Source organism: Paenibacillus xerothermodurans (assembly GCF_002220865.2).
In the GTDB taxonomy this organism is placed as follows: Bacteria; Bacillota; Bacilli; order Paenibacillales; family NBRC-103111; genus Paenibacillus_S; species Paenibacillus_S xerothermodurans.
On record NZ_NHRJ02000006.1, the window covers coordinates 62,431 to 86,118 of the forward strand.

18 protein-coding genes and 1 riboswitch are annotated in these 23,688 nt (G+C 53.0%); of the genes, 4 read left to right on the forward strand and 14 right to left on the reverse strand.

The features are described from left to right. Positions 1-50: 50 nt before the first annotated feature. From tenA to CBW46_RS12325, 3 genes are all read right to left on the reverse strand, one after another. Positions 51-722: a thiaminase II gene (tenA, locus tag CBW46_RS12315; protein ID WP_089200303.1), complete on the reverse strand. Its 672-nt coding sequence runs from the start codon at positions 720-722 to the stop codon at positions 51-53. Between the two features lie 15 nt (positions 723-737). Then, the gene (locus CBW46_RS12320) at positions 738-2,012 is read right to left on the reverse strand and encodes an acetylornithine deacetylase (protein WP_089200304.1); all 1,275 of its coding nucleotides are present in this window, start codon (positions 2,010-2,012) and stop codon (positions 738-740) included. Between the two features lie 164 nt (positions 2,013-2,176). Continuing rightward, positions 2,177-2,280: riboswitch (TPP riboswitch) on the reverse strand. Positions 2,281-2,345: 65 nt separating this feature from the next. Further along, positions 2,346-2,759 (reverse strand): SRPBCC domain-containing protein, encoded by a 414-nt coding sequence (locus CBW46_RS12325; RefSeq protein ID WP_341538182.1) that lies wholly within the window; start codon positions 2,757-2,759, stop codon positions 2,346-2,348. 354 nt (positions 2,760-3,113) lie between these two features. Here CBW46_RS12325 and CBW46_RS21795 point away from each other — a divergent pair, with 354 nt between their 5' ends. Continuing rightward, complete coding sequence (locus tag CBW46_RS21795) at positions 3,114-3,215, forward strand: sporulation protein YjcZ (protein ID WP_089200306.1); 102 nt, start codon at positions 3,114-3,116, stop codon at positions 3,213-3,215. Positions 3,216-3,423: 208 nt separating this feature from the next. Here CBW46_RS21795 and CBW46_RS12335 read toward each other — a convergent pair whose 3' ends face one another. From CBW46_RS12335 to CBW46_RS12345, 3 genes are all read right to left on the reverse strand, one after another. After that, a complete protein-coding gene (locus CBW46_RS12335) occupies positions 3,424-3,978 on the reverse strand; it encodes a spore coat protein (protein WP_089200307.1) in 555 nt (184 codons plus the stop codon). Between the two features lie 237 nt (positions 3,979-4,215). Beyond that, positions 4,216-5,445, reverse strand: coding sequence for an MFS transporter (locus tag CBW46_RS12340; RefSeq protein ID WP_089200308.1), 1,230 nt, complete (start codon positions 5,443-5,445; stop codon positions 4,216-4,218). Between the two features lie 61 nt (positions 5,446-5,506). After that, positions 5,507-6,562 carry an asparaginase gene (locus tag CBW46_RS12345; RefSeq protein WP_089200309.1) on the reverse strand — a complete coding sequence of 352 codons (1,056 nt, stop codon included), beginning with the start codon at positions 6,560-6,562 and terminating at the stop codon, positions 5,507-5,509. A gap of 240 nt (positions 6,563-6,802) precedes the next feature. Here CBW46_RS12345 and CBW46_RS12350 point away from each other — a divergent pair, with 240 nt between their 5' ends. Beyond that, the gene (locus CBW46_RS12350) at positions 6,803-7,660 is read left to right on the forward strand and encodes a DUF72 domain-containing protein (RefSeq protein ID WP_089200310.1); all 858 of its coding nucleotides are present in this window, start codon (positions 6,803-6,805) and stop codon (positions 7,658-7,660) included. Between the two features lie 5 nt (positions 7,661-7,665). Here CBW46_RS12350 and CBW46_RS12355 read toward each other — a convergent pair whose 3' ends face one another. The 6 genes from CBW46_RS12355 to CBW46_RS12380 all read right to left on the reverse strand — a co-directional run bounded on the left by CBW46_RS12355 (position 7,666) and on the right by CBW46_RS12380 (position 15,124). Next, positions 7,666-9,111 carry a nicotinate phosphoribosyltransferase gene (locus CBW46_RS12355; protein WP_089200311.1) on the reverse strand — a complete coding sequence of 482 codons (1,446 nt, stop codon included), beginning with the start codon at positions 9,109-9,111 and terminating at the stop codon, positions 7,666-7,668. Between the two features lie 62 nt (positions 9,112-9,173). Further along, complete coding sequence (locus tag CBW46_RS12360) at positions 9,174-9,722, reverse strand: cysteine hydrolase family protein (RefSeq protein ID WP_089200312.1); 549 nt, start codon at positions 9,720-9,722, stop codon at positions 9,174-9,176. A gap of 155 nt (positions 9,723-9,877) precedes the next feature. Next, entirely contained in the window at positions 9,878-12,067 is a 2,190-nt protein-coding gene (locus CBW46_RS12365) for an alpha-galactosidase (RefSeq protein WP_089200313.1), read from the reverse strand. Positions 12,068-12,079: 12 nt separating this feature from the next. After that, positions 12,080-12,889, reverse strand: coding sequence for a carbohydrate ABC transporter permease (locus CBW46_RS12370; RefSeq protein WP_243633286.1), 810 nt, complete (start codon positions 12,887-12,889; stop codon positions 12,080-12,082). Continuing rightward, positions 12,886-13,725, reverse strand: a complete 840-nt coding sequence (locus CBW46_RS12375) for a carbohydrate ABC transporter permease (RefSeq protein ID WP_243633297.1) — start codon at positions 13,723-13,725, stop codon at positions 12,886-12,888. Before CBW46_RS12375 ends, CBW46_RS12370 begins: the two co-directional genes overlap by 4 nt. A gap of 121 nt (positions 13,726-13,846) precedes the next feature. Continuing rightward, positions 13,847-15,124, reverse strand: coding sequence for an ABC transporter substrate-binding protein (locus CBW46_RS12380; protein WP_089200314.1), 1,278 nt, complete (start codon positions 15,122-15,124; stop codon positions 13,847-13,849). 193 nt (positions 15,125-15,317) lie between these two features. On the opposite strand from CBW46_RS12380, the gene CBW46_RS12385 reads away from it, so the two are divergent. Both CBW46_RS12385 and CBW46_RS12390 read left to right on the forward strand, forming a co-directional pair. Next, positions 15,318-17,402 (forward strand): sensor histidine kinase, encoded by a 2,085-nt coding sequence (locus tag CBW46_RS12385; protein WP_089200315.1) that lies wholly within the window; start codon positions 15,318-15,320, stop codon positions 17,400-17,402. Beyond that, positions 17,383-18,909 (forward strand): response regulator, encoded by a 1,527-nt coding sequence (locus tag CBW46_RS12390; protein ID WP_089200316.1) that lies wholly within the window; start codon positions 17,383-17,385, stop codon positions 18,907-18,909. The genes CBW46_RS12385 and CBW46_RS12390 overlap by 20 nt, the downstream gene beginning before the upstream one ends. Before the next feature lie 142 nt (positions 18,910-19,051). Here the strand turns inward: CBW46_RS12390 and CBW46_RS12395 are convergent, their stop codons facing one another. Together CBW46_RS12395 and CBW46_RS12400 are read right to left on the reverse strand one after the other, a co-directional pair. Beyond that, positions 19,052-19,810, reverse strand: coding sequence for a thioesterase II family protein (locus tag CBW46_RS12395; RefSeq protein ID WP_089200317.1), 759 nt, complete (start codon positions 19,808-19,810; stop codon positions 19,052-19,054). Next, positions 19,807-23,673: a non-ribosomal peptide synthetase gene (locus CBW46_RS12400; protein ID WP_089200318.1), complete on the reverse strand. Its 3,867-nt coding sequence runs from the start codon at positions 23,671-23,673 to the stop codon at positions 19,807-19,809. The genes CBW46_RS12395 and CBW46_RS12400 overlap by 4 nt, the downstream gene beginning before the upstream one ends. Positions 23,674-23,688: the final 15 nt, after the last annotated feature.

A 23,688-nucleotide genomic window follows, 5' to 3' on the forward strand; every position in this document is an offset into this window, starting at 1 on the left:
TTGTAGTCAAGACAAGTATACATCAGATGCCGATGATGCAAAACTGAATTTTAGTCCGTCGGCCACATCGTCCGGTGGTACGCCATATCCCAGAACATATATTCATACCTCGTCGTGTTGAGAAAGATTTCTTCGAGTCTGGCCAGCTCACCTTCCGGCTTGCCCTGCGCCAGCTGATCGAGCAGACCGATACACCACTGCGCCAGACCACCGAACTCCTCCGAGCTGTACATACGTATCCACTCGCCATACAAGGCGTGGTCGGACGCTCCTGGGATGCTGCTGAGCTCCTTGCCGATCTCCCAATAACCCCACATGCATGGCAGCAATGCCGCTACCAGCTCCGCCAAAGATCCGTTCTGCGCGGCATGCAGCATATAGTGCGTATAAGCCAGCGTGATCGGTGAAGGCGCCGCATGCTCAAGCTCTTCTTCGGATATTCCGAATCGGGCGGCGTACGTGCGATGAAGAGACATTTCAACATTCATCGTCGAATCCAAGAGGGCGGCGAATTTGCCCATCGTCTGCAAGTCATTCGCTTTCACCGCGCCGAGTGCAAACAGCTTCGCATAGTCAATGAGATACAAATAATCCTGGATCATATAAAAACGGAACTTTTCCACCGGCAATGTGCCGTTGCCCAGCTCAATGATAAAAGGATGCGTGTGATTTCTGCGCCAAATCGGGTGCAGCTTGTGATACAATCGCTCTGAAAATTTCATGCGGCTTCCCTCCGATTACTTTTTCGTGTGACCCCATTCATAGATAAATTTCAGAATAACTTTCGTGTAGTCAACCAACTGCCGCACCGAAAGCTGCTCATTCACCGAATGTGCGTTGTGCAAGTCCCCTGGCCCATATATGGCCGCGGGAATGCCCGCGTGGCCGAACCATCCGCCGTCCGTCACCGTCGGCGACACATCAACCACAGCTGGCATGCGAAGCACACCCTCGTGAGAGCGCTTCAGCGTTTGCACGCCGGGATGATCCGGATCGACCTCAAGCGACGGGAAAATCTCGCCGCGGTCTTCGATCATCGACGAGCCTCCCCATTCAAAACGGGGCGGATTTTCCCGCAACCAGACATCTGCAGCCGCAACCTGCCGTATGTGCTCCTCTATCTCCTGCGCGACCTGCTCGTAAGTCTCATTCGGGTAAAAATGCACCGTAATCCACAAACGGCATTCGTCCGCGATAAATGCGGCATGCCGCCCTCCTTCGATCACTGCGGGATTGATCGTGTTTGTCCCCGGTTCGTATCCGGGATAGCTTTTCATCACCGCCCAGTGCCGTTCAAGCTCCTGCAGCCCTTGGATGATGCGCATCATTTTCTCGATCGCACTTGCCGCGAACCGTTTGCCCCCGGCGTGGATCATGCTTTTTCGCGTAGCATCGTGATGGGTCTGACTGCTCTTCACCGTGATCCAGCCTGTGATGACACCTCCCTGCCCTTGGATATGCAGATCACTGGAATCCACTACCACGGCAAAATCGGCCGTGTAGCCGCGTTTGCAGCACTCCAGCGTGCCGGCTTCGCCCACTTCCTCACCAATTACCGATTGAAAAATGAGATCGCCAGGCAGATGGATACCCGCCTCATGCAGCAGCTGCACCGCAAAAAGCGCACCCGCCATGCCGCCTTTCATATCGGCTGCGCCGCGGCCGATGATGACTCCATCTGTTACAACCGGCGTGAATGGGCCCTGCTCCCACGCCTCATCTTCACTCACTTCAGCCACATCGATGTGCCCGTTCACTATGAGGCTTTTGTAGTGCTCGGGATGGCTCCCTTTCAGCACGCCCGCAACATTGGGATCACCCGGATACACATCCCATTTGTCTACGGTGAAACCGTTATCCTGTAAAAAAGACGCAATAAACCGCTGGGCCTCGTCAGTGTTTCGTGCAGGCGGCGCAGGTGTGGGGAAACGAATCAATCGCTCCAATAGCTGCACCAGCTCGTCCTGGCGCGCCTCGACCTGCTTTATCAGCTCATCTATCGTGTTTGGCACTGCCTTCCCTCCCTTTCAACCCTAAAAAACATATGCTTTCCACCATACTCACATGGCACTGCCAGCCGTTTCTGGCGCACGCTCACAAGACGGCTTGGGCACCCTGCTCATGCCAAAAAACCGCTTCCCAAAGGAAGCGGCTGCCTTATGTACCTATACGAATCTACCGGCACGCATCACTTCCCTTCGCTAGCATTACCTAGATCAGGTGAGAGGGTTGAGACAGCATGTCTCTCTCAGCTTTGTGCAAGCACCCCTAGTGTTCACAATCTATTTATTTTTCTAGAAAATTATACCACATTACTCTTCGGGAGCTCAACAATGAGGCGTGTTCTATTGTTTTCGAAATTGCTCCAATAGCTCGCTGTATTTCTGATACCATTTTTCCCACTCGTCTTCACGGGAGTCCAAGCGTTTGCCGTCCAACAACAAGCCAATGACCTCCAAGCATACATGCCAGCCGGCGAGATCCTTTGGAGTGTGCGATGAAATCTTATGGATTTTTTGGATTAAAATCAAACGACAGCCGCCCTCTTCAGGATACAGCTCAAAACGAACCCGGTCTTCCCCCCACGTATACTCCAACACAGACTGTGCTTTGAGCTCAATGATCTCAAGCGGGCCAAACGTGTCATCATGCGGCTGAAACTTTATCATCCCGCCTTCGCGCAATTCTTCAATCTGGAGCTCGGTGAACCATTCGGCCAACTTCTCGTTCTCCGTTAATACGGCCCAGATTTCTTGCACTGGATGCTTGTAATGGCGTTCGAAGCGAGCAGCATAACCGCGCTCAGACTTTTCTACAGATGCTAACAGTGAAAACTCCTCCTTATCCGGTGCCTGCGTTGCGGTCGGTCATTGGTCCTGTAAAATTGCACGGCGTGCAGACTACTAGTCAACCCGGTTGGCACAGCTGCGCTCCTACTGCTTAAACCTGCCTGTAAGACTGGTGTTACTCACCCGTCCGCCGTTAATCTCACCCCTACTATATGGCATCAAAAATAACACTATGGCGCCTACCGCACCTGTCCAAACTTTTTCAACTTCATGAGCATATGATATCACGTAACAAAAAAACTTATTGCAAGGGAGTTGAAGCAAATGGGTTACGGTGCTGCTGGCGCAGGTCTGTTCACTTCCGTAGGTGTGATTCTGGTTCTCTTTATTCTTTTGGTAATTATTGCTAAATCCTGCTTGATCTGATCTCGTCATGGAGAGGCAGTCTCTACCGCACCGAATGGTTTTTTTACCATTGCGGCATGAATAGTTCGAACAGAAAGTATCCCCAAACTAATTACAAAGCCGGCCGCTTCATGCAGCTGACCGGCCTTTTTGCTTTTACAAGAGGGTCTAGCTGTCAGCCGGAGCACTGGACAGCTCAGCGACTGTTGGCCACGGGATGGACGATGTACTACAAGCTGGCGGTTGCATATCCGTGAACGGCGGGTTGGAAGACCTGCATCATTTCTCTAACCGCGCCTGCTGGCATTTCTGGAGGTTCATAGTACCCTCTGGCATTCATGTGCTGCCATACTTCATACGCCATTTGTTGGCAGTTATTAACGCACATTGTAAGAAAAGCGCGAATATCAGGATCAGTAGATTCGTTAACCGAGACCGTGCCTAGGACAGAACCAAGTGTGGTAATAATAAAATCACTGAGACGCCTGCCATTATAGGTTGGAGAAGGCACTATTTGCTGGTTTTGTAAGCCGATTTGTGGATTGTAGTTAAATGGTGAACGATAGGCTGGCACTGCTGCCATGGCCAGCTCTTTGTTCTGGAGCAGATTAATAGCTTGATTATATTCGGTATGCATGACTTGAATATGGCGCATTAGTATGGATTGTAATTCAGGATTTGTTGTCATTTCATAACATAATGCGTGCAATTCAATGTCAGCAATCAACTTTCGAAGAAAATCATTCATTTCCAATAATTCATGGGCGGCCCAATAGCTTCGCATGTTGAATCCCTCCGGCAGGCAATTTTGTTAATTTCAACCACGAACATATTGTGCGATGTTGATTCTCCTCCTATGGATCGAGCACACTTTATTGTTCGTATGCATCAGGTTCACCTTCGCATAATCATTCGGTGTCTCTCGCCGCCTTGCCCAGCACCGGAGTCACCGTTTACCTTGCTTTCGTATGCAGGTGATCTCACTCACGTGTGAGGGCTCAACTGACGTGCCTGTGCCGGCTTATCCCGCTTGCGTTCGCGTGCTCATTTTGCGCAGAGGCGTGCACAGCATGCTCAACAGCACCAGTCCGACGGTGGTCGTGCCCAACATCGTGTCGACGCCGTACAGATCAAAAATCCATCCCCCCGCGATAGGTCCCAACCCGCTGCCGAGAAACAGCGAGAACGCGAACACCGACATAGCCGTTGCCCGCGCCTGCGGGAGCAGGTCCGTGGCGTAAGTTTGCAGCGTGGAGTGGCAGTAGCTGAAGCCGAAACCAAGCACAATAAAGCCGATGCTGAGCGCGGTGACGCTGGGCCATACCCAGATGACAGCGAACCCCAGCGCCATAAGCAGCGACCCCAAAATGGGCATGTTGGGTGCACCTGTGCGCTGCAGCACCCAAGTGATGGTCCGGCTGCCGATGAACGCCCCAGCGCTGTACACGACTGTCAGCAGCCCAATCGCCAGGTAGGATAAATGCAGATTGTCGACGCCATAGACGCCGAGGAAGGTGAAGCCTGCGAAAAACAGAAAACCTTCCAAGAACACCAAAGAATAAATCATCCACGCTCTACGACTTCGCAGCAAGGCCAGATACCTCGACCTGAGCGGCAGCGTTTCCACCTGCTGCACCGCGTCGCGTTTGCGCTGCATGAATAAGGCCCACAAAGTGGGGACAGCCATGATGCCGAGCATAATAAACAACGCACGATAGCTGGCGAACTGCGCCACCACTCCCCCGACTGCAATGCCTAACGCCTGTCCCGTGGTTGACAGGGACATGAAAAACGCTATAGCACGCGGCCGTTCGGCCAAATCGTACTGATCGCCTATGAGTGCGAGCGTGGTCGGAATAATTCCCGCAGCGAACATGCCCGTAATAAACCGCAGCGCCAGCAGCCACCCGTAACTGTCAACGAATCCGCAAGCAATCGTGCCGAGAGCAAACAAGCACAACGAGCAGAGGATGGTCTTTACTTTGCCGACACGGTCCGCCAGCGGACCGTACGCCAGTTGAAACAGGCCGTATGGGATAGAATATGCGGTGACAAGCAGCGCTGCTGCAGACGCCGTAGTGCCGAAGACTTCAGCAATCGCAGGCAGCATCGGCGTGATCGCCCTGTTGTCGGCATTGACGAGCAATGCCCCTACGCCCAGCACCCATAGGATGCGCTGCTTCGCGGTGTTGGCAGTCATGGGTTTGCCTTGATGCACCTGGTGCTCCGCCACATTATGGATCGGATTCACTCGCTTCTCCTCCTGTAGTCAAAATACCGGCTTGGTGGGATTTTTACATAATTATACCATGTTACCATGTGCCAGTATGTTCAAAAAAGAGAGAGCCGCCCTGCATCAGTGCCTTGATTTCGCGTTCCGAATCAAAGCTGCCGTAGGCGAGCATTAGCTTGACCAGCGCCGCCTCTGTTGAAATATTTTCCAAAGCTATCGCCCCCGCTTGCAGCAGCTGCACAGAGGAGGAGTAGAGGTCTCCGGCGACGTTTTTTAACGGTGAAATATAGAGCGGCACGCCGTGATCCTTGCAGTACCCGATGAACCGCGTCAGCGAGTATAACTGCGCGTCATTATCACGCGCGGAGGCTGTGCCGGAGTGGTACACGCCGTGGAGCACCGCCTGCGGTTTGTTTCGCGTGAAATCGTAGTACTGATAATTCAAACCGGGAAACGGCTTGATGCAGACAACGCCTGAGGAAAAGCCCAGCCGCTCGAACGGGATCGTTGGCCGCTTCTGCGCCAACTGCTCGATGTCAGGGTTAATCGGGTGCCGGTTAATCCGCAGCTTATGGTCAACCATGCGGCCGAAATGTAGGCCGTACGGACTATCAAACTGATCGGTGAACGGATCGGCCTGGATCAGGCGTGTCCCGAGATGCACAACGGCTTCTCCCCTGTTGTTCTCGAACACCACGAACACTCCGGGAAGCGGTCCGTCCAATATCAAATCAACGGCACCGGCAAAATTGCGGAGACCGTTGCTTCGCTCGTCATCGAGCGGATAATTGCTGGCGGTTAACACAATGGGAATGCTGGTGCCATTGAACGCATAGCTCAAGCATGCAGCCGTGAAGGCGAGTGTGTCGCTGCCATGCGTAACGACTATCCCTTGATATGAGTCGAAATCCATGGTCCGCAAGCTGTTGATTAGGGTCATCCAATCACCCGGTGCGATATTTTCACTGAGCGTATTGAGCGGCTGAATCGTGTCAAACTGCACATTCCGGCTGTCAACGCTGTTATGATACGTTTCTATCAAGTGGTAGGCGGCCGCCTGATCCACGTTGATGGTTCGGTCATTTTTTTTGCTCCCTATCGTGCCCCCGGTGAAAACAACCAACACTTTCTGCATCAATGCACCTCCTCGCGGTATGTAAAGACTTATTCTGGATGGCAGTTATTGAATAATATAAACCGCAAAAGCAGATTAATACATTGAGCTTTCCTCAAACTGGCAATGCTTCGCAGCGTTTTGTATAAATATTAGGAAACCGAAGAGGGGAGCTCCGGGGAGCTCGGGCTTCCTCTTCGGTTTTTCCCGCTGCCGGCGGTGCCTCGAGAATCCGTCGCGGCTCGTTTGGAGGTGACCTGTATGATTCATATCGGATTAACGGGATTTGGCGATCATCAAGAGCTGTATGGCAAAATTAAACCATCAGAGCGGCTGGCGGCTTACAGCCAGCACTTTTCCTTTGTCGAGCTAGACAACCCCTTTTATGCGGTGCAGCCCGTCAAGCATTATGTGAAATGGGTGAGCGCCACTCCGCCATCGTTCGGCTTTGTCGTGAAAGCTTATCAAGGCATGACCTTTCACTTGCGCGGAAAAGATAAATATTTCGATTCTACGGAGGCGATGTACGAAGCCTTCCACGAGTCCATTCAACCGGTCATCGATGCGGGCAAACTAACGGCGGTACTATTTCAATACCCGCCGTGGTTTGATTGCAGCAGGCAGAATGTCGCACTGCTGCGTGAAACCCGCGAACGAATGCGGGACCTGCCCTGCGCTCTTGAATTTCGGCACCAATCATGGTTTGAGCCTGAGATGCGGGAGAGAACGTTAGATTTCATGCGCGAGGAGGGCTGGATCCATACGGTAGTGGACGAGCCGCAGGCAGGCGCCGGCACCATTCCGATTGTGCCCGTAGCGACGAGGCCCGACATCACGTATGTGCGGCTGCATGGACGCAACGTAAAAGGCTGGCAGCATGGCAGCCATCCGGAATGGCGCAAACAGCGCTATCTATATCGATACAGCACAAAAGAGCTGGAGGAATGGCGGGACCGGTTGCTCCAGCTCGAGCAGTCGTGCGGGCATATCTATGTTGTGTTCAACAACAATTCCGGGGGCGACGCCGCAGATAACGCTAAAGAACTCAGCCGGATGCTCGGCCTGCACGAACACGAGCAAGCCCGGCTTGAGCAGGTAGTTTTATTTGATGACACATGAACTGATTACTGGCCCGTGTGCTTGCGGATCAAGCTCATTTTCAATTCCCAAAGCTCGACACTTAAATTAACACGATAGATTTCCGGGTTCAATTTACGCAGGTATTGGGGCCAGAAGTGATGCAGCTGCTGCCGGTGATATTGTTTGATTTCGTCCAGAGACGGCATCGAATACATGAACTTGCCACCGACAAAGATAGGCTGCAGCAGAGACACCGCTTCATAATCTTCGACAAACTTATGGATATATGGGTGAACGGGATCAAACAGCTTGATACGCTCGCCCCTCTTGATGTTCTCCTCATGCCGTAGGGTTAAGTAGTCGGCCTGCGCTTTGCCTGTCGATTTGTCGATAATCCGATACACTTCCTTGAAGCCGGGATTGGTCACTTTCTCCGGGTTGCCCGAAATTTTGATGACCGGCTCGTAGTGGCCGTGATCTTCCCTAGCGACCAGCTTGTACACGCCGCCGAGAGAAGGCTGATCTGCAGCGGTAATCAGCTGCGTGCCTATCCCCCACATATCTATTTTGGCTTCCTGCGCCTTGAGGTTAAAAATTACATTTTCATCCAGATCATTCGATGCGACTATTTTGACGTAGTCCAGACCAGCCTTGTCCAGCATCTTTCTGGCCTCCTGAGACAGGTAAGCCAAGTCTCCGCTGTCCAGCCGTATCGCGTTGAGCTTTTTGCCCATGCCTTCGAGCATACGTCCCGTCTTGATTGCATTTGGCACGCCGCTTTTCAGCGTATCATACGTATCTACGAGCAGTGTGACGCCGTCCGGCAGAGCTTCCGCATACTTGCGGAAAGCCTCTTCCTCCGTCTCGTGGCCCTGTACCCAAGCATGAGCGTGTGTGCCTTTGGTGGGTATGCCGAAGAGCATCCCCGCCCGCATATTTGAGGTGGCGTGAAACCCGGCCAGGTAAGCGGCGCGAGCACCCCAAATGGCGGCATCCGCCTCTTGTGCCCGTCTCGTGCCAAACTCCATCAACACATCATTAGGAGCCACTTGCTTAATGCGCGAAGCTTTGGTCGCAATCAGTGTCTGATAATTCATAAAGTTCAGTATCGCGGTCTCGATCAATTGCGCCTCGAAAACCCGGGCTTCAACCCGGATGAGAGGCTCATTAGGAAATACCAGTGTGCCTTCAGGTACGGCACTCAGGTTGCCCGTAAACCTGAACCCTTGCAGCAATTCCAGAAACTCCTCGGAATAGTTTTCCTCCTGCTGCCGCAAGAAATCAATCTCTTCTTTGCCGAACTTCAAGCTCTGAATGTAATGGACAATCCGTTCCAAGCCTGCAAACACCGCATATCCGTTGCCAAAAGGAAGATTGCGGAAGTACACTTCAAACACGGCTTTTTCGTCCAAGGAACCTTTCACCCAGTGGGCGTACATCATATTGATCTGATATTTATCGGTATGAAGCGTTAAATTTTCGTAGTCCAACACGGTCACTCCGTTCGCTGTTATCTATGTAAGATATGCATCTAGTATATAAGTTTCGCCATCTATTTGTAACCACAAACAACCTGCGCGCCCATCGCATGCCGGAAATGACCGAGAGCCCATTCATGTCCGACAGCATTGAATGACGCCGTAGCGTCCTCATGCACAGTGATGTGGAACCCTTTGTTATAGGCGTCAACCGCCGTATGCAGCACACAGATATCAGTGCACACTCCAGCCAGGTGAAGCTCGTCTATACCTCTGCTTCGCAGCTGCAGCTCCAAGTTCGTGCCGCAGAAGGCGCTGTACCGGGTCTTATCCATCCACTGAATCGTTTCCCTGTTTTCATCGAATACATTTTGCAGCCGGCCGTACAAATGACGTCCATCTGTGCCGCGGATGTTATGGGGCGGGAATAAGCGCTGTTCAGGGTGGTAATGATCGTCCCGCTCATGGAGATCCACGGCCATAACCACAAAATCGTTCTGCTGAACGAAATGCCGGGTGATTTCACAAATGCGGTTTTCAATCGCGATACCTGGATCCCCACAGGGCAGCTGGCCGACCACAAAATCCACCGTGTAATCAATGACAATCAGTGCTTTCTTCAATACCCATTCCCTCCCGCAGCGTCACTTGAGTGATGATTATAATAACGAGAATATCAAAAGTTGAGGTAAAAGCCTAGTTCTGATTTGGATAAAAAACAGGACCTGACAATAATTATTGTCGGTCCTCGCTGCCAAATCTATCAGTTTATTCAGTCTTACTGCACTAAACTCAGTCTCCAGATCAGACTTTGAAAATCTCCCTCGAGAACAGGGACATGCAATCCTTTGTACATAAGCTCGTCGCCGCCGTATATTTCTCCCGAGCCGGCCACACGGTAGCGGCTGTCCGTATCCAATCCCCTCAACCGGATGGAGCGCAGCGGCTCTCCCGGCTCGGCCAGCACTTTGAAGTATGCAACCAGCGCCTCCGTCCGATCGTCGGATACGAACATCCAGGCCGTGATATTTCCGTCGAACGGGCTCGCCAGCCGGTAAAAATCTCCCCGTTGTATGAGCGTCCTAGCTTCTTTGTACGCAGCGACTTGCTGCTTGGCCAGCTCTTTCTCCTCCGCCGTGAACCGTGTCAGATCGAGCTCATAGCCGAAGTTGCCTGACATCGCTACATCACCGCGCATTTGCAGAGACGTCGTTCTGTGCATCTGATGATTCGGCACTGCTGATACGTGGGAGCCCATCGCGCTAATCGGATACACGATGCTCGTACCGTATTGGATTTTCAACCGGGCGACCGCATCCGTATTGTCGCTCGTCCACGTTTGCGGCATATAATACAGTATACCGGGATCAAAACGCCCGCCGCCCCCCGAGCAGCTCTCAAATAACACGTGCGGGAAAGCCGACGTAATCTTCTCCATCATATTGTACAGGCCCAGCATGTAGCGGTGTGCCGTTTCTTTCTGCCGCTCCGTCGGCAGCTGTGCGGAACCAATCTCCGTCATATGCCGGTTCATATCCCATTTCACGTATGTAATCGGAGCGCTGGACAAAATCGCGGATACGCGTCGGATGGTTTCATCGCATACATCCTGTCTCGACAGGTCGAGCACCAGCTGATTTCTCCCCAGCGTACGGTCACGGTCAGGTACATGCAGGCACCAATCGGGATGCTCGCGGTACAGGTCGCTGTCCGGCGAAACCATCTCCGGCTCAAACCAGAGGCCGAACTCCATGCCTTGGTCGACCACCCGCTGTGCTAAACTGTCTAATCCGTTCGGCAGCTTCTTCGTGTCTACAAACCAATCGCCCAGCGAGCTCTTATCGTCGTCCCTGTGCCCGAACCAACCGTCATCAAGCACGAACAGCTCAATACCCAGTTCCTTGCCTGCCTTGGCAATCTCCACGATTTTCTCTTCGTTGAAATCAAAATAAGTCGCTTCCCAGTTATTGACCAATACGGGGCGTTCCTTATCCCGGAACCGACCTCTGCACAATCGGCTGCGATACAATTTATGATAAGTCCTCGACATCCGCCCAAGCCCCTGCGCAGAATACACGAGCACCGCCTCCGGAGCCTGAAATGACTCGCCCGGCTCAAGCAGCCAAGAAAGATCGAACGGATTGATGCCGAGCGACACCCGCGTCGTCTGAAAAGGGTCCACCTCGATATTAGCCGCGAAATTGCCGCTGTACACCAGGTTAAACCCGTAGACGTCCCCATGCTCCTCATCCGCCCCGGTTGACATCAGGGCCACAAATGGATTGTGCTGATGGCTGCTGGCGCCTCTGCGGCTCTCTATCGACTTCGTACCGCCTGTGAGCGGCACGCGCTCGGCATGCCGTTCCCGCGCCCAAGTGCCCGATAAGTGCAGCAGATCGAAATCCGCATGAGGGAGATCCACACTCACACTGAGCGCGCGGTCCAAACGAACGGAATGATCGCCCTCATTAGTAAAGCGGACCGACCGGGTGATCGCGTCGTGATCGGTGAACGCGGTGTAAGAGAGCGTTACCGTGAGCCCGGTGGTTGTATCTCTAGTGACGATCTCGAGCGTCTGTGCCTCCAGTGCGTCCTCCACATAAGTGGCCGGCAGCCCTGTGAGCCCCGGTTTCCCGTCGACAATGCGGTAGCTTTCGAAGACGAGACCGGCAATTCTCGTACCATCTGCAAACTGCACTTCATAGGCCGGATGCCTGAAATCACCGGTGCCGTAAGCCGGGTACTCCTGCGGCAGATGATCCAGTGAGAACTGCTTGTCCCCCGCTGTGAAATTCGGACTGAACGGCCGTTCCGTGAATCTCGGCAAGCCCGCAGGGTTGAACGACCGAATACGTCTTCCCCAGTACGCATGCACTAATTGTCCGGTCGCCAGCACGTGAATCACATAGCTGGTATCCTTCGCAGTTAAATGAAACACCCGGTTGTTCTCGTTATAATGAATTGACATATGCTGCCTCCCCTAGCCTTTGACGGCGCCATCCGCCATCCCTTTGATAAAATATTTTTGGAGAAATAAATAGAGCACCGTAAGCGGTAACATGCCCATCAGGCAGCCGGCAGCCACCCAGTTGATGTTGCTGTGGAACTGGGAAATAAACATAGATAAAGCGACGGGTATCGTCTGCACTTCCCTTTTTTGCAGGAAAAATATCGAAAACTGATAGTCGTTCCATACCTGCACGCCGATCACGATGATGATCGTTGCTGTAATCGGTTTCAGAAGGGGCAAGATAATTTTATAAAAAATAGCGAACCTGCTGCATCCGTCGATTAATCCCGCTTCATCCAGTTCCCTCGGCACTGAGTTGATAAATCCGGTAAATAAGAAAATCGTCATTGGCAGCGAAAACGTCACCTGCGTAAGTATGATGGCCCAGTACGTGTTCATGCCGTCCATGTCTACGATAAATTTATACAAAGGAACAAGAATGGTCAAGGCCGGCACGATCAGACACGAGATGCTCAAAGTGTAGATAAAATTGTTCCACCTCGTTTGGTGTCTAGCCAGCGGATAAGCGGCGAACGCACCGATGATTACGACGAGAGCTATGACGGAAAATGTGATGATGCAGTTGTTCAGGATCGCCCTGCCTAAATGTGCATCCTCCCAAGCATGGACGAAGTTGTCCAGGTACAATGACTGGGAGGGCAGCCATTTGCTGCTCGTATCCTCAAGCGATTTGAACGACATATTGATCAGAATGTAGAAAGGAACAATGTGAACGATGCCTATCAATAGCAAAATGAAATATTTGATCGCCCGAGTCACATCTTCACTTCCCTTCTGCGCAGCAGGTATAAAGCCGTCAAGCTGATAACGCAAATGATCAAAAACATCACATTGCCCAACGCCGCGGCATATCCCGCATCCTGGCGGGCGAAATACAAATTGTACATCATGGTGGACAGCGATTGTGACGCGTAGCCCGGTCCGCCGTTAGTCATCGCGATGATCACGTCGAACAGCTTCAATCCCCCGATAACATTGATCACAATGTTAATGGTGATGGCGGGTGCGAGCAGCGGCAACGTGATATTGAGAAATCTGCTGAGCCATGTCGCCCCGTCGATATCGGCAGCCTCGTAGTACTCCTTGGAGATCGACTGCAGACCAGCGAGATAAATTATCATCGCGATGCCCATGTATTGGAACGTATTCACTCCTGTGATAATCCATACAGCCCTCGGCCCGCTAGCCAGCCAATCCACGGTTTCCTTGTTCAAGAGCTTCAGGAGATCGTTGATCGCTCCGGCTTCGAATTGGAAAAAGAAGTACGAAATGTAGCCCATAATAAGCGGACTAATGATGACAGGCAAGTACACGACGGTCCGTACGATCCCTTTCCCGCGAAGCTTTTGATCCAAAAATAAAGCGTATGCCAATCCGAGCAAATTTTGAAACAGCGTACTGCCTAATCCATAAATGAACGTGTTCTTCATCGTTTGGATAATCTTTGGATCGGTAAATATTTGAGCATATTTTTCCCAACCCACCCACGCGTACTGCTGCGAATAACCGTCCCAGTTGGTGAAAGATATTTTGATCCCTTGGATGAGCGGATAGAAAATAAAGACGCCAAACAACAGTAACGCGGGAACGTACATAAGATTCAGCACAGTAGGAGATTGCCAAAGCCTTTGCAAGGAAAAGCTGGGAGAATGGGTGGTTTTCTCAACCGGCATGTGCTTATTGTTCATTGTTGTCCTCCTGTCTCCCGTTAGTATTCTATTTGCCGGTTGTTCTCAAACGGTCGTATTCTTTTTGCATGTTCTCAGAGAATTGACGTGCGCTAATGCCGCCGGCGAGCAAATCCTGTCCGTTCTTACACATTACGTCCCACATTCCGTTAGGCAGGTAAGCCCGGTCAAAATAAGGCAGTACGCGTGTGTCTTTGTATTTGGTGAAGTCAGCGGTCATCGTTCCGGCATTGATTTCAATCCCCTTGAGACCCGGCGGCAGCGCTTGCGCAGCGGTAACCAATGTCACGTTTTCCGGCTTCGCGTAAAAGGCGACGAACTTTTTGGCAGCGTCAATGTTTTTGGAATCCTTCCACACGCCCCAGGTCGTCTTCTCCCCGCCCGCCAACGTCGGTGTATCACCCGCGGCCGTCGAAGGAATCGGCATTAATCCGCCTTTGACATTTGAATTTGTCTTCTTCGCTTCTTCGATCAGGAAGGGGCCGTAAAATCCGAATGCAACTTTGCCCTCACCGAATGCTTTTGCGGAATCACTATATTTGGCGGTGAGTACGTCCTTGTTTAAGTAACCCTTTTTTTGCAGATCGAGAAAAATTTCCGGCAGCTTGTCGAAGTTCGTCCAGTCGAACGACCCGTCGGTCAGCTGCTTGCTGAAATTGTTTTGCGGGCTTATAAACAGTGATGTCGCCATGAAATCGACGAATTGTCCGATCGGCCACGAATCCGCGCCCCCGATATGGATCGGTGTCACTTCCCCATTGCTCTTTGTTTTGATCTGCTCTGCCGCGGCCAACAGCTCGTCCCATGTAGTCGGAACCTGTACGCCATACTTCTCCAACACTTCCGCGTTGTACGCAGGTCCGGATTTGTCCTGGTCGATTGGCAGCGCATACACCTTGCCCGACTCGTCGGTCACTGCCGGTTTGATCGCGTCGTCCAGCTGCTTGGCCCACGGTTCATCCTTCAAGTCGAGCAAATATTGACCGTACCGCGCCTTCGACCAACCATGTGTGGCGAACACATCCGGCATGCTGTTTGAAGCCATTTTGACCTTCATGATATTCTCATATTCCGCTCCCGGAGCGCTGAACTCCACCTTAACGTCTGGGTTCTCCTGCATAAATTTGTCTGCAATCGTTTGGAGCACCTTCGCCGGTTCACCAACTACATTCGTCGCTACCGTGAGCGTCGTTTGACCACCGGACGCAGCGCCCTCTTCGTCACTGCCGGGCGTACCGCAAGCAGTTATTGCCCAAGCTGAAGCCAGTAAAACACATAGAACCGAAGCCGTTTTTGTTTTTTTCATACAAAACTTCCCCCTTAAATACTAGAATAATGCCAACATTGACTATCTGGAAAAAGCGTACCACACCTGTTTGCGCTTACAAAATGACTGAAAACTACAAAAAGAGTGCTCATTTCTACACTGCCGCATTCCGGAGGTCTCTTGACCTGCTCCCAGCAGGCCTATATCCTTAAGTTGGAGGGGAGAATTCTTTGTGACTTTTTTCCAGACTTTACGCTTTAAATTGACCATCATTTATCTACTGACCATCGTCGCGCCGTTCATCGTTCTCGCCCTGGCTATGCCTTATTATTCAGAGGGTATTCTGAAAAACGAAACGCAAAAGCTGACTGCCGGCACATTGAATGCCCTCACCCGTAACCTGCATACATATATGGACGATCTTGAACGGCTGACTGCGTCGCCTTACTTGAACGATAATGTGATTCAGGCGTTAAAATACAAAGCAGGCGGACACTATCGGACCGCGAGTGCGTATGACAAGCTGCAAACCGATCGCGCGCTGACCGGCACGCTGCCCAATTACTTGATTAACACACGCGAGGACATCTTAAGCACGATTATCATTTCAACAGACGGACAAGCCTACCTTACATCAAAACACAACGCGATGGAACTTGTTCCCAACTTTCCGTTCAGCTCACAGGACTGGTACAAACAAGCAGTCGATAGTGACGGCAGAGTCGCATTCATCAGCTCACATCCGCAATCCTATCTGATAAATCAAGGCTCCCGGCAAGTTTTCTCGGTGGCTCGGCTTATCAAGGACCCGGATTCCCGTCGGCCGCTGGCCGTTATTTTGGCGGATGCCGACACCAAAGTGCTGGAGAAAATTACGCGCGACATCACTTTCAACGTAAGCTCGATCGTTGTCATTCTGGACCAAAACCGCAACGTGATCTACGCGAACAAGCCGTTGACCGCCGCGCTGCAGGCACAGCTGACTAACGGTGACCATCCGGTGAGCGATCGCACGGCTTATGTAACCGTTTCCAGAACACTCACTCCAGCGGATTGGGAGATCGTGGTATTGTTGTCCAATAACGAAATTAAATCCAAGGTGCGGTGGACATACATTGTCGCTGTTCTTCTTTCTGTGGGCGGCTTGTTCGTGACCTTTTTCGTATTCCTCTATTTTACACGGTGGATCGTCAACCCTTTTCGGCAAATGAACACCGTGATGAATCAGGTGAAAAAGGGTAATCTCGACACGCGCTACGTACCGGAAGGCAGTGACGAGATCGCCCGGCTCGGCGAGTCCTTTAACAGCATGATTGCCCAGCTGAATGAACTGATCAACAAGGAGTACAAGGCTGTGCTCGCACAGCGGGATGCGGAATATCGCGCGCTGCAGTCGCAAATACAGCCGCATTTTTTGTATAACACGCTCAACTGCTTTATCGGCTTGAACCGTGCCGGTGACACCAAGCAGCTCGAAAACGCGATTTTTTCACTGAGCGGCATGCTGCGATATATTTTGCAGGAAAACCAATGGGCGACCATTGAGAATGAATTTTTGTTTTTGCAAAAATACGGTATGCTGCAGCAAACCCGGTTTCAAGAAAGGCTGACGATCCATGTCAGCTATGACACTGAGGCGGCAGATTTTCCGATCCCGAAGCTATTGGTGCAGCCGCTTGTGGAAAACGCCATCATCCACGGGGTGGAACCGGATGATAAGGCGAATCTCGTGACGGTGCACGCCACCACCCGGCGCGTAGGCGAGCAGAGCTTCGTTGTTATTGAGATCTCAGACAACGGGCTCGGGTTCGATGCACGCGGCGCGGCAGGACCGCGGCATTCCGGCGCGGAAGCCGCTGCGGCATTGCCGCAGGCCGATGGCTGCCCTGCCGTGGGGCAGCCACGCTCCGGTGGCGGGACCGCTGCGGGGCAGCCGCGCGCCAGCTCCGCGGCCGCAACAGCTGTACCGCAGGCCGATGGCTGCCCTGCCGTGGGGCAGCCGCGCTCCGGTGGCGGGACCTCTGCGGGGCAGCCGCGCGCCAGTTCCGAGGCCACGGCGGCAGCGCCGCGAACGGTGGTGCATGCTGCGGCGGTACAACCGCCCTCCCCCGGCGATATGCGGAAGGAGCCGTCGCAGTCTGACGGTCGAGCTCGGCATGTGCCGAGGCCGCACACCGGTCTGCCCAACGTGGAGGCTCGCCTTAAGCTGGCGTATCCAGACGCGGTGATGCATATCGCCAGCACAATGGGGGCGGGCACACGCGTAACCATTACCATTCCCAAGGGGGAAGAACAGCATGAACGTGTTATTGGCTGACGATGAAAGCTTGGTCAGATCGAGTCTGCGCAGTATGCTGCACGATCTAAGCATCCCGGTTCAGGTGATTGGAGAAGCGCGCAACGGCGAAGAAATGGTGGAATTGGTACGACAGCGCCAGCCGGACCTGGTATTTGTGGACATCCGCATGCCGAGGTTGAATGGTTTGGATGCGATTCGCCGGGGCAAGGCGGTCTCCCCGTACACGCAATGGGTGATTTTAAGCGGGTACTCGGAGTTTGCTTACGCCAAGGAGGCGCTGGAGCTCGGCACCCACGGATATTTGCTGAAGCCCGCCAGCCCCGAAGAGCTTGCGCAGTGCATGTCCGCGGCAGTGGCTGAGCACAAAAAAACGCTAGCCGCACTTAACCTGGAATTCGAGCATATGCTGGTCTCACTGCTGCACGGCACAGGGCCGCGCGATGAGATGAACCTAGGACCATTTTTCTCCCACTGTGAGTATCACTGTGTGATGTTTGTCATGGACAGCTCCCGCAATGACACTGACGGGTGCCGTAGGCAGGCGTTCGATTCCGATCTGCAACAAATGATGAACGATCTGCCGCAAGGCCCAAAAAGCAGAGCCGCCCTGCTCACACTGCGCGAGGGGCACTTGGCGCTAATCTGGGCTCGGGATGTGTCCGCGGGGTCGGAACGCGATCAACTGTGCGCTGACGGCAAGCAGGTAATAACGTCCGCGTACGAGCAATGCGTGGAGCAGTGTATTCAGAGGCACAGCACCACAGGGTTCGCCATATATGCGCTGCAGACGGCGGGCGGTTCCAGCTGCGGGATAATGCAGCAGCAAATGGCCGAGCTGCAAAGCCTAGCCTCTCTGCGAATGCTTCTGCCGGACGGGCAAGTGTACAAGCTGACAGACCTGCAGTCCCATGCAATTCGGCCGGACGTCCGGCAGCTGGCGATTCGCTTGGACCAACTGTGTCGCCATTACGCGGCTAAGGACTACGTGAACTACCACAAAGAGCTGACGCAAATAGAGCAATGCTTAACGACATTGCACCTTTGGCACGGCAGCCTTGCGCTAGATCACGTTTGCCGGTTTATGAACCGCGCCATCGGCGCAGGACTTTCGCCCGAGCATGCCTCGGCGCACTGGATTCGTCTGCTCCAGCAGAGAGGAGAGAACATCCTGGCTGATACGCCAAGCGAGAACAACTGGCAGGGTGATCTGGTGCAGCGCGTCATGGCATATGTAGACCGGCATTATATGAACGATATCGGCATAGGCCAAATTGCGGGTGAAATGAATGTCACCCCCAACTATTTGAGCTCGCTTTTTCATAAAAAAGGCGGAATCACCTTCGTAAAATATTTGACAAAAACACGTATGCTCAAGGCCAAGGAGTTGCTGCTCACCCGGCCTAACCTGAAAATCCAAACGGTAGCCGAGCAGGTCGGCTATCACAGCACCCGGCACTTCACCAAGCTGTTCTCGGAGTACTACGGCTGCTACCCGTCCGAGCTCCGGGAAAAGCATAGAGCTTGACCAGCGCTTCTCATCACATGCGACGCTGGTGAGCCCACAACACAAAAAATCCGCCCCTGTTCATCAGGTAGCGGATTGACTTAGGTCGCCGGGGTTTCACGTACGCTGCGCACTCGATAGGTTCGCGGCAGCCAGCCGCAGCTCACACACTGCCGGCGTACAGGTGCTCGTCTCGAACAGGCTGCGTTTCAATGATCGATTGAATGCTCGCCGCCACCGCGTCGGTCTGCGACAACAAAAACATATGGCCTCCTTGGAACACATGGAACGTCGGCTCACTGTAAAACCACTGCCGCCAGCCAGGGGCGTCGGCCATGCATTTTTCATCCTCAGACCCATTGAAGATATGTACCGGCGAGTGAATCAGAGAGTGGTCCGTGTGCTTGAATGTTTCCAAAGCCTTGAAATCCGCCCTGAATGCGGGCACAAAATAATCGAGGAGCTCTTTATACTGCACGAGCTCGGGCGGAATTCCGCCAATGCCGATAACATGATCGAGGAACGCACTGTCGTCCAAATGTGTTACAACATTCCGGTGTATGTGCGGCGGCTGCACCGCCGAAATAATCAGCGCTTGCGGGAATATACCCTGCCGCTCGAGCTTTTGGGCCAGCCTATAAATCACTAATCCGCCCATACTATGCCCGAATAACACGAACGGCTTAACCAATGCGGGTCTGAGCGCGGTCAGATACAGCTCCACCAGGGTCTCCATGTCATCCACCAGCGGCATAAGGTTAGTGCCATGTCCGGGAGGTTCGGCCACCAAAAAATGATAACGATCCTGCAAGCAAGTCTGGAGTGGACGAAACGACGCCGAATATCCTCCAGCGAACGGAAAGCATATGAGGCTCATGTTTTGCGTGGATGACCATCCCAGCTGCTGAATGAGTCTGCTCATTGTTTTACCAACCTCTCTTGTAAAATGGCGCCGATAAGCTCGGCGTTCTGTTTCACCATATCGCCATTCAGCATCTCATCGTGCTGTCCAAAGCCCTGGTGCTCCTGGAAGGTGCCCGTTGTCGCTTCCTGCCAGGAACCCATCCAAGCAGGCAGTGAAATATCTTGATCAGACCGTATGCAACGAATCTCTGCCCGCACGTGGCCCGTGTTGATTAATTCGATGAAATAAGAGTAATAAGCTGTGACTTTACGTGCTATCCCCTCGCGCACCGAATTGATTTGTAAATACGGATTGTCCTGATTGGCCTCCATCAGCGCTTGCACATCTTTCTCCACCGTACGATCGAGCTGACTGACACCTGTCTTCATGTAAGAATCGACCATGATCAGCATATCCACCGACCGGCCTCGCTGCTCTAATGCTTTCGCAACCTCGTAGGCCAGTGCACAGCCTGCGGAATAACCAAATATGACAAAAGGACCTTCGGGTTGGAGCTCCTCCATCATTTGGGTGTAACGCGCGATGCGATCATCACGTTCGATAAAATCAAATGCATATATCCGGTAGTCGGGCAGCGCCGCGGCTAGCTCACCGTACATGATCCCATAGCCCAACACCGGCGGAAAAGCAAATACATTCATGCCCCCATCGGGATTGAGGGTCGTCATCTCTGTCAGCGCCGAAGTTACGGGTAAACCGTCCGTGCCATTCCCCCACATTTCTAAATATGTCGCAATGCCGGCTATCGTCGGGGACTCAAACAAAAGCTTCACCGGCACGTCAACGTGAGTAGTTTTAAGAATTTGGGCGCACACTGCCATTGCTTTCAATGAATGACCGCCCAAAGCGAAAAAGTTTGCATGAATGCCAACAGTGGGCACACCGAGCACATCTGACCAAATCGCAGCCAGTTGAGCCTCAAGAGCGCTGCGTGGCGGGGTCATATCACCTCCGGCCTGGGCCGCTTGCTCCAGCTTGGGCAGCAGTCGGCGATCGACCTTGCCGTTGTGGGTGAGCGGCAGACGCTCCAACATGATGTACGTCGGTGGAACCATGTAGGACGGCAGCGCGGCCGCCAAATTAGTCTGCAGCTTGTCCGGCTCCAAAGCACTGCCTTCATGGCCAACGACATACGCGCATAGCGTCGTTTCACCCGACATGCTGCTCAGTGGCAATACTACCGCCGCCTTCACCTCAGGGCAGCGCAGCAGCTGCTCTTCAATTTCTCCCAGCTCAATGCGATGACCGCGTATCTTCACCTGATCGTCCAGCCGGCCGAGAAATTCAATGGTGCCGTCGGGAAGCCACCGTGCCAAATCACCGGTGCGATACAGCCGTGCTCCAGCGGCAAACGGATGCGGCACGAACTTGGCCTCGGTCAGGTCAGGCCGGTTCAAGTAGCCGCGGGCGAGCCCCGGTCCGCTTATGCACAATTCGCCGACCGCTTCCAGCGGCTGAAGCTGATTCGTCGGGCTAAGCACGTAAGCCCCGGTCAGGCTCAGCGGTCTGCCGATAGGAATTATCGCAGCATCCTCCGGAATGTGATTCACGGGGTAAAAGGTTGCGAACACCGTGGTCTCTGTTGGGCCATAAACATGGATGATTTTATCCGGCCCCATCCGCTGCAGCGCCTTACGCACATGAGGGACGGAGCATCGTTCCCCGCCGAACAGCACCTTTCGGATACCGCGCATCCATGTGTCCCCTGCATCTACGAGCAGGTTGAAGAGCGCAGTCGTAGTGAACATCACCGTCACTTTTTGAGCTTCCATCAGCTGGATGAGCTTACCCATATGGAGAATGGTTTCATTCCTCGCTATCACCAGCTTTGCCCCATTCACCAGTGCGCCGAACAAATCGAATGTAAAACCGTCGAATGCATAATTCGATAACGACAGCAGAGTGTCGCTCTTGGAGATGTCAATATAATTCGTATCCTTGACAACTCGTGTTATGTTCGCGTGCGTCGTCAGATTTCCTTTTGGATTGCCCGTCGTACCGGATGTATAGATCACATAAGCCGGGTCATCCGGGGATCCGGCGGCATCCAGGTTATATCCATCACCCCGATAGAGTACCGGATTGTCGATGTAGAGCCGCGGCCCCGCCGGAGAAACGGCGTCCGCCAAATCAGTCAGCTCATACTGTGTGAGCAGCAGCGGCGAACCGCTGTCCTCCAGCATAAACCGGATACGCTGCTCGGGGTATGCGGGATCGATGGGCAGATAAGCCCCACGCGCTTTCAACACGGCCAGTATGCCGACGATCATTTCCGGCGAACGCGAGACCAGCATCGCCACTAACGTGCCGGCGGTCACCCCTCTTTCAACCAGCAGTCGTCCCAGCTGGTTAGCCCGTTCGTTGAGCTCGGAATAGGTCATGGTCCGATCTTCACACACAATAGCGATTTGGTCCGGCTGCTCCGCAGCGCAGCGCTCGAACCACCTAGTCAGCGTAAGACCATGCGTGAGAGGGCCCCACGTTTCCCCGCTAAACCGCTCCAGCAGAAGCTGCTGCTCAGCTAAAGTGGCTATCCGTACTTCCCCAAGTTTAATCTGAGGGCGGGCAGACACTTGCTCAATGATGCCGCATAATTGATCCCTTAACCTTACGATGAAGGTCTCCTCAAACATATTGGTGTTGTATGCGAGCTTCAGCGCCATTTCCTTACCGGGGGAGGCTAGTAAATTTAGATCATAGTTCGATTTCTCAAACACGTCGGTTGTCCCCACCGTGAATCCGAGGCTCTGCTGCTGCTCATTCCCGCCAGCCTCCTGGAGAGGGTAGTTCTCAAACACAACGATATGATCGATCATGTCAGGATGCGCTGCACGGCTTTGAATCTCATATAACGGGACATATTGGTGCGGCTCCGAATCTAGCGACCCCGATTGAACCATCGAGATGAATTGCGCAAAAGAGAGCTCTGCGGCCGCTTCTACCCGCTTCGGGACGACGTTGATAAACAGTCCGACCATCTGCTCCACCCCACTAATGTCCGCAGGGCGTCCTGACACGACAGTTCCGAACAAAATATCGTCAGAGCGTTGATACCGGCTCACCAGAATAGCCCAAACCGCCTGAAGCATAGTGCTCAGAGTTACTCCGTGCTCTTGTGCCAATTCTGTGATCGCGCGGGTTTGTTCTTCCGTCAGACGGAAGCACACCTCGCCGGGCTCAGCGGCCGCTTGGCCATCTTTTTTGCGCTGTTCGGCGAAGGTCGTTTGCCCCGCAAAGCCGGACAAATAATCATCCCAGTACTCGAGCGATTTTTGCTTGTCCTGCTTGTCCAGCCATTTGATGTACTCTTTGTACGGCTTGACGGGCGGCAGACTGTAAGCCCTATTGTGCAGCAGCGCTTCGTACACGCGGAACAGCTCCTGTACAACAATGCCGAAGCACCAGCCGTCCAAGACGATATGGTGGTAGCTCCACACCCATTCGTAGCTGTTATTCCCCTTGTTAAATACAACAGTGCGCATCGGAATGTCTTTAGATAGATCGAATCCCCGTGCTTTATCCTGCTGCTTGTAAGCCTGTACGCGTTGTTCCTGCTCTGCTGCCGAAAGACCGGAAAGATCTGTTTCCTGCACCTGAAACGCCCGGTGCTTCAGCACAACTTGCACCGGTCTTTTCATTTTTTCATGCACAAAAACCGTCCGAAAAATATCATGCCGGTCCACGATCACGTTCATGCTTTCCGCAAGCAGGTCAGCGCGAAAAGTCCCCTGTATCTGCATTGAGATCTGCTCGACGTAAAAGCTGCGTCCCGGGTTCAGAACGGTGTGGAACAGCATACCCTCCTGCATTGGCGACAAATAATACATGTCCTGCACTTGATCTTTTTGAAACTGACTCATTTAATTCGCTCCCCC

Coding starts and splice junctions, on each gene's coding strand:
- tenA (WP_089200303.1), bottom strand. CDS start 722: ATGAAATTTTCAGAGCGATTGTATCACAAGCTGCACCCGATTTGGCGC.
- CBW46_RS21795 (WP_089200306.1), top strand. CDS start 3,114: ATGGGTTACGGTGCTGCTGGCGCAGGTCTGTTCACTTCCGTAGGTGTG.
- CBW46_RS12335 (WP_089200307.1), bottom strand. CDS start 3,978: ATGCGAAGCTATTGGGCCGCCCATGAATTATTGGAAATGAATGATTTT.
- CBW46_RS12345 (WP_089200309.1), bottom strand. CDS start 6,562: ATGCAGAAAGTGTTGGTTGTTTTCACCGGGGGCACGATAGGGAGCAAA.
- CBW46_RS12350 (WP_089200310.1), top strand. CDS start 6,803: ATGATTCATATCGGATTAACGGGATTTGGCGATCATCAAGAGCTGTAT.
- CBW46_RS12365 (WP_089200313.1), bottom strand. CDS start 12,067: ATGTCAATTCATTATAACGAGAACAACCGGGTGTTTCATTTAACTGCG.
- CBW46_RS12375 (WP_243633297.1), bottom strand. CDS start 13,725: ATGTACGTTCCCGCGTTACTGTTGTTTGGCGTCTTTATTTTCTATCCG.
- CBW46_RS12380 (WP_089200314.1), bottom strand. CDS start 15,124: ATGAAAAAAACAAAAACGGCTTCGGTTCTATGTGTTTTACTGGCTTCA.
- CBW46_RS12390 (WP_089200316.1), top strand. CDS start 17,383: ATGAACGTGTTATTGGCTGACGATGAAAGCTTGGTCAGATCGAGTCTG.
- CBW46_RS12395 (WP_089200317.1), bottom strand. CDS start 19,810: ATGAGCAGACTCATTCAGCAGCTGGGATGGTCATCCACGCAAAACATG.
- CBW46_RS12400 (WP_089200318.1), bottom strand. CDS start 23,673: ATGAGTCAGTTTCAAAAAGATCAAGTGCAGGACATGTATTATTTGTCG.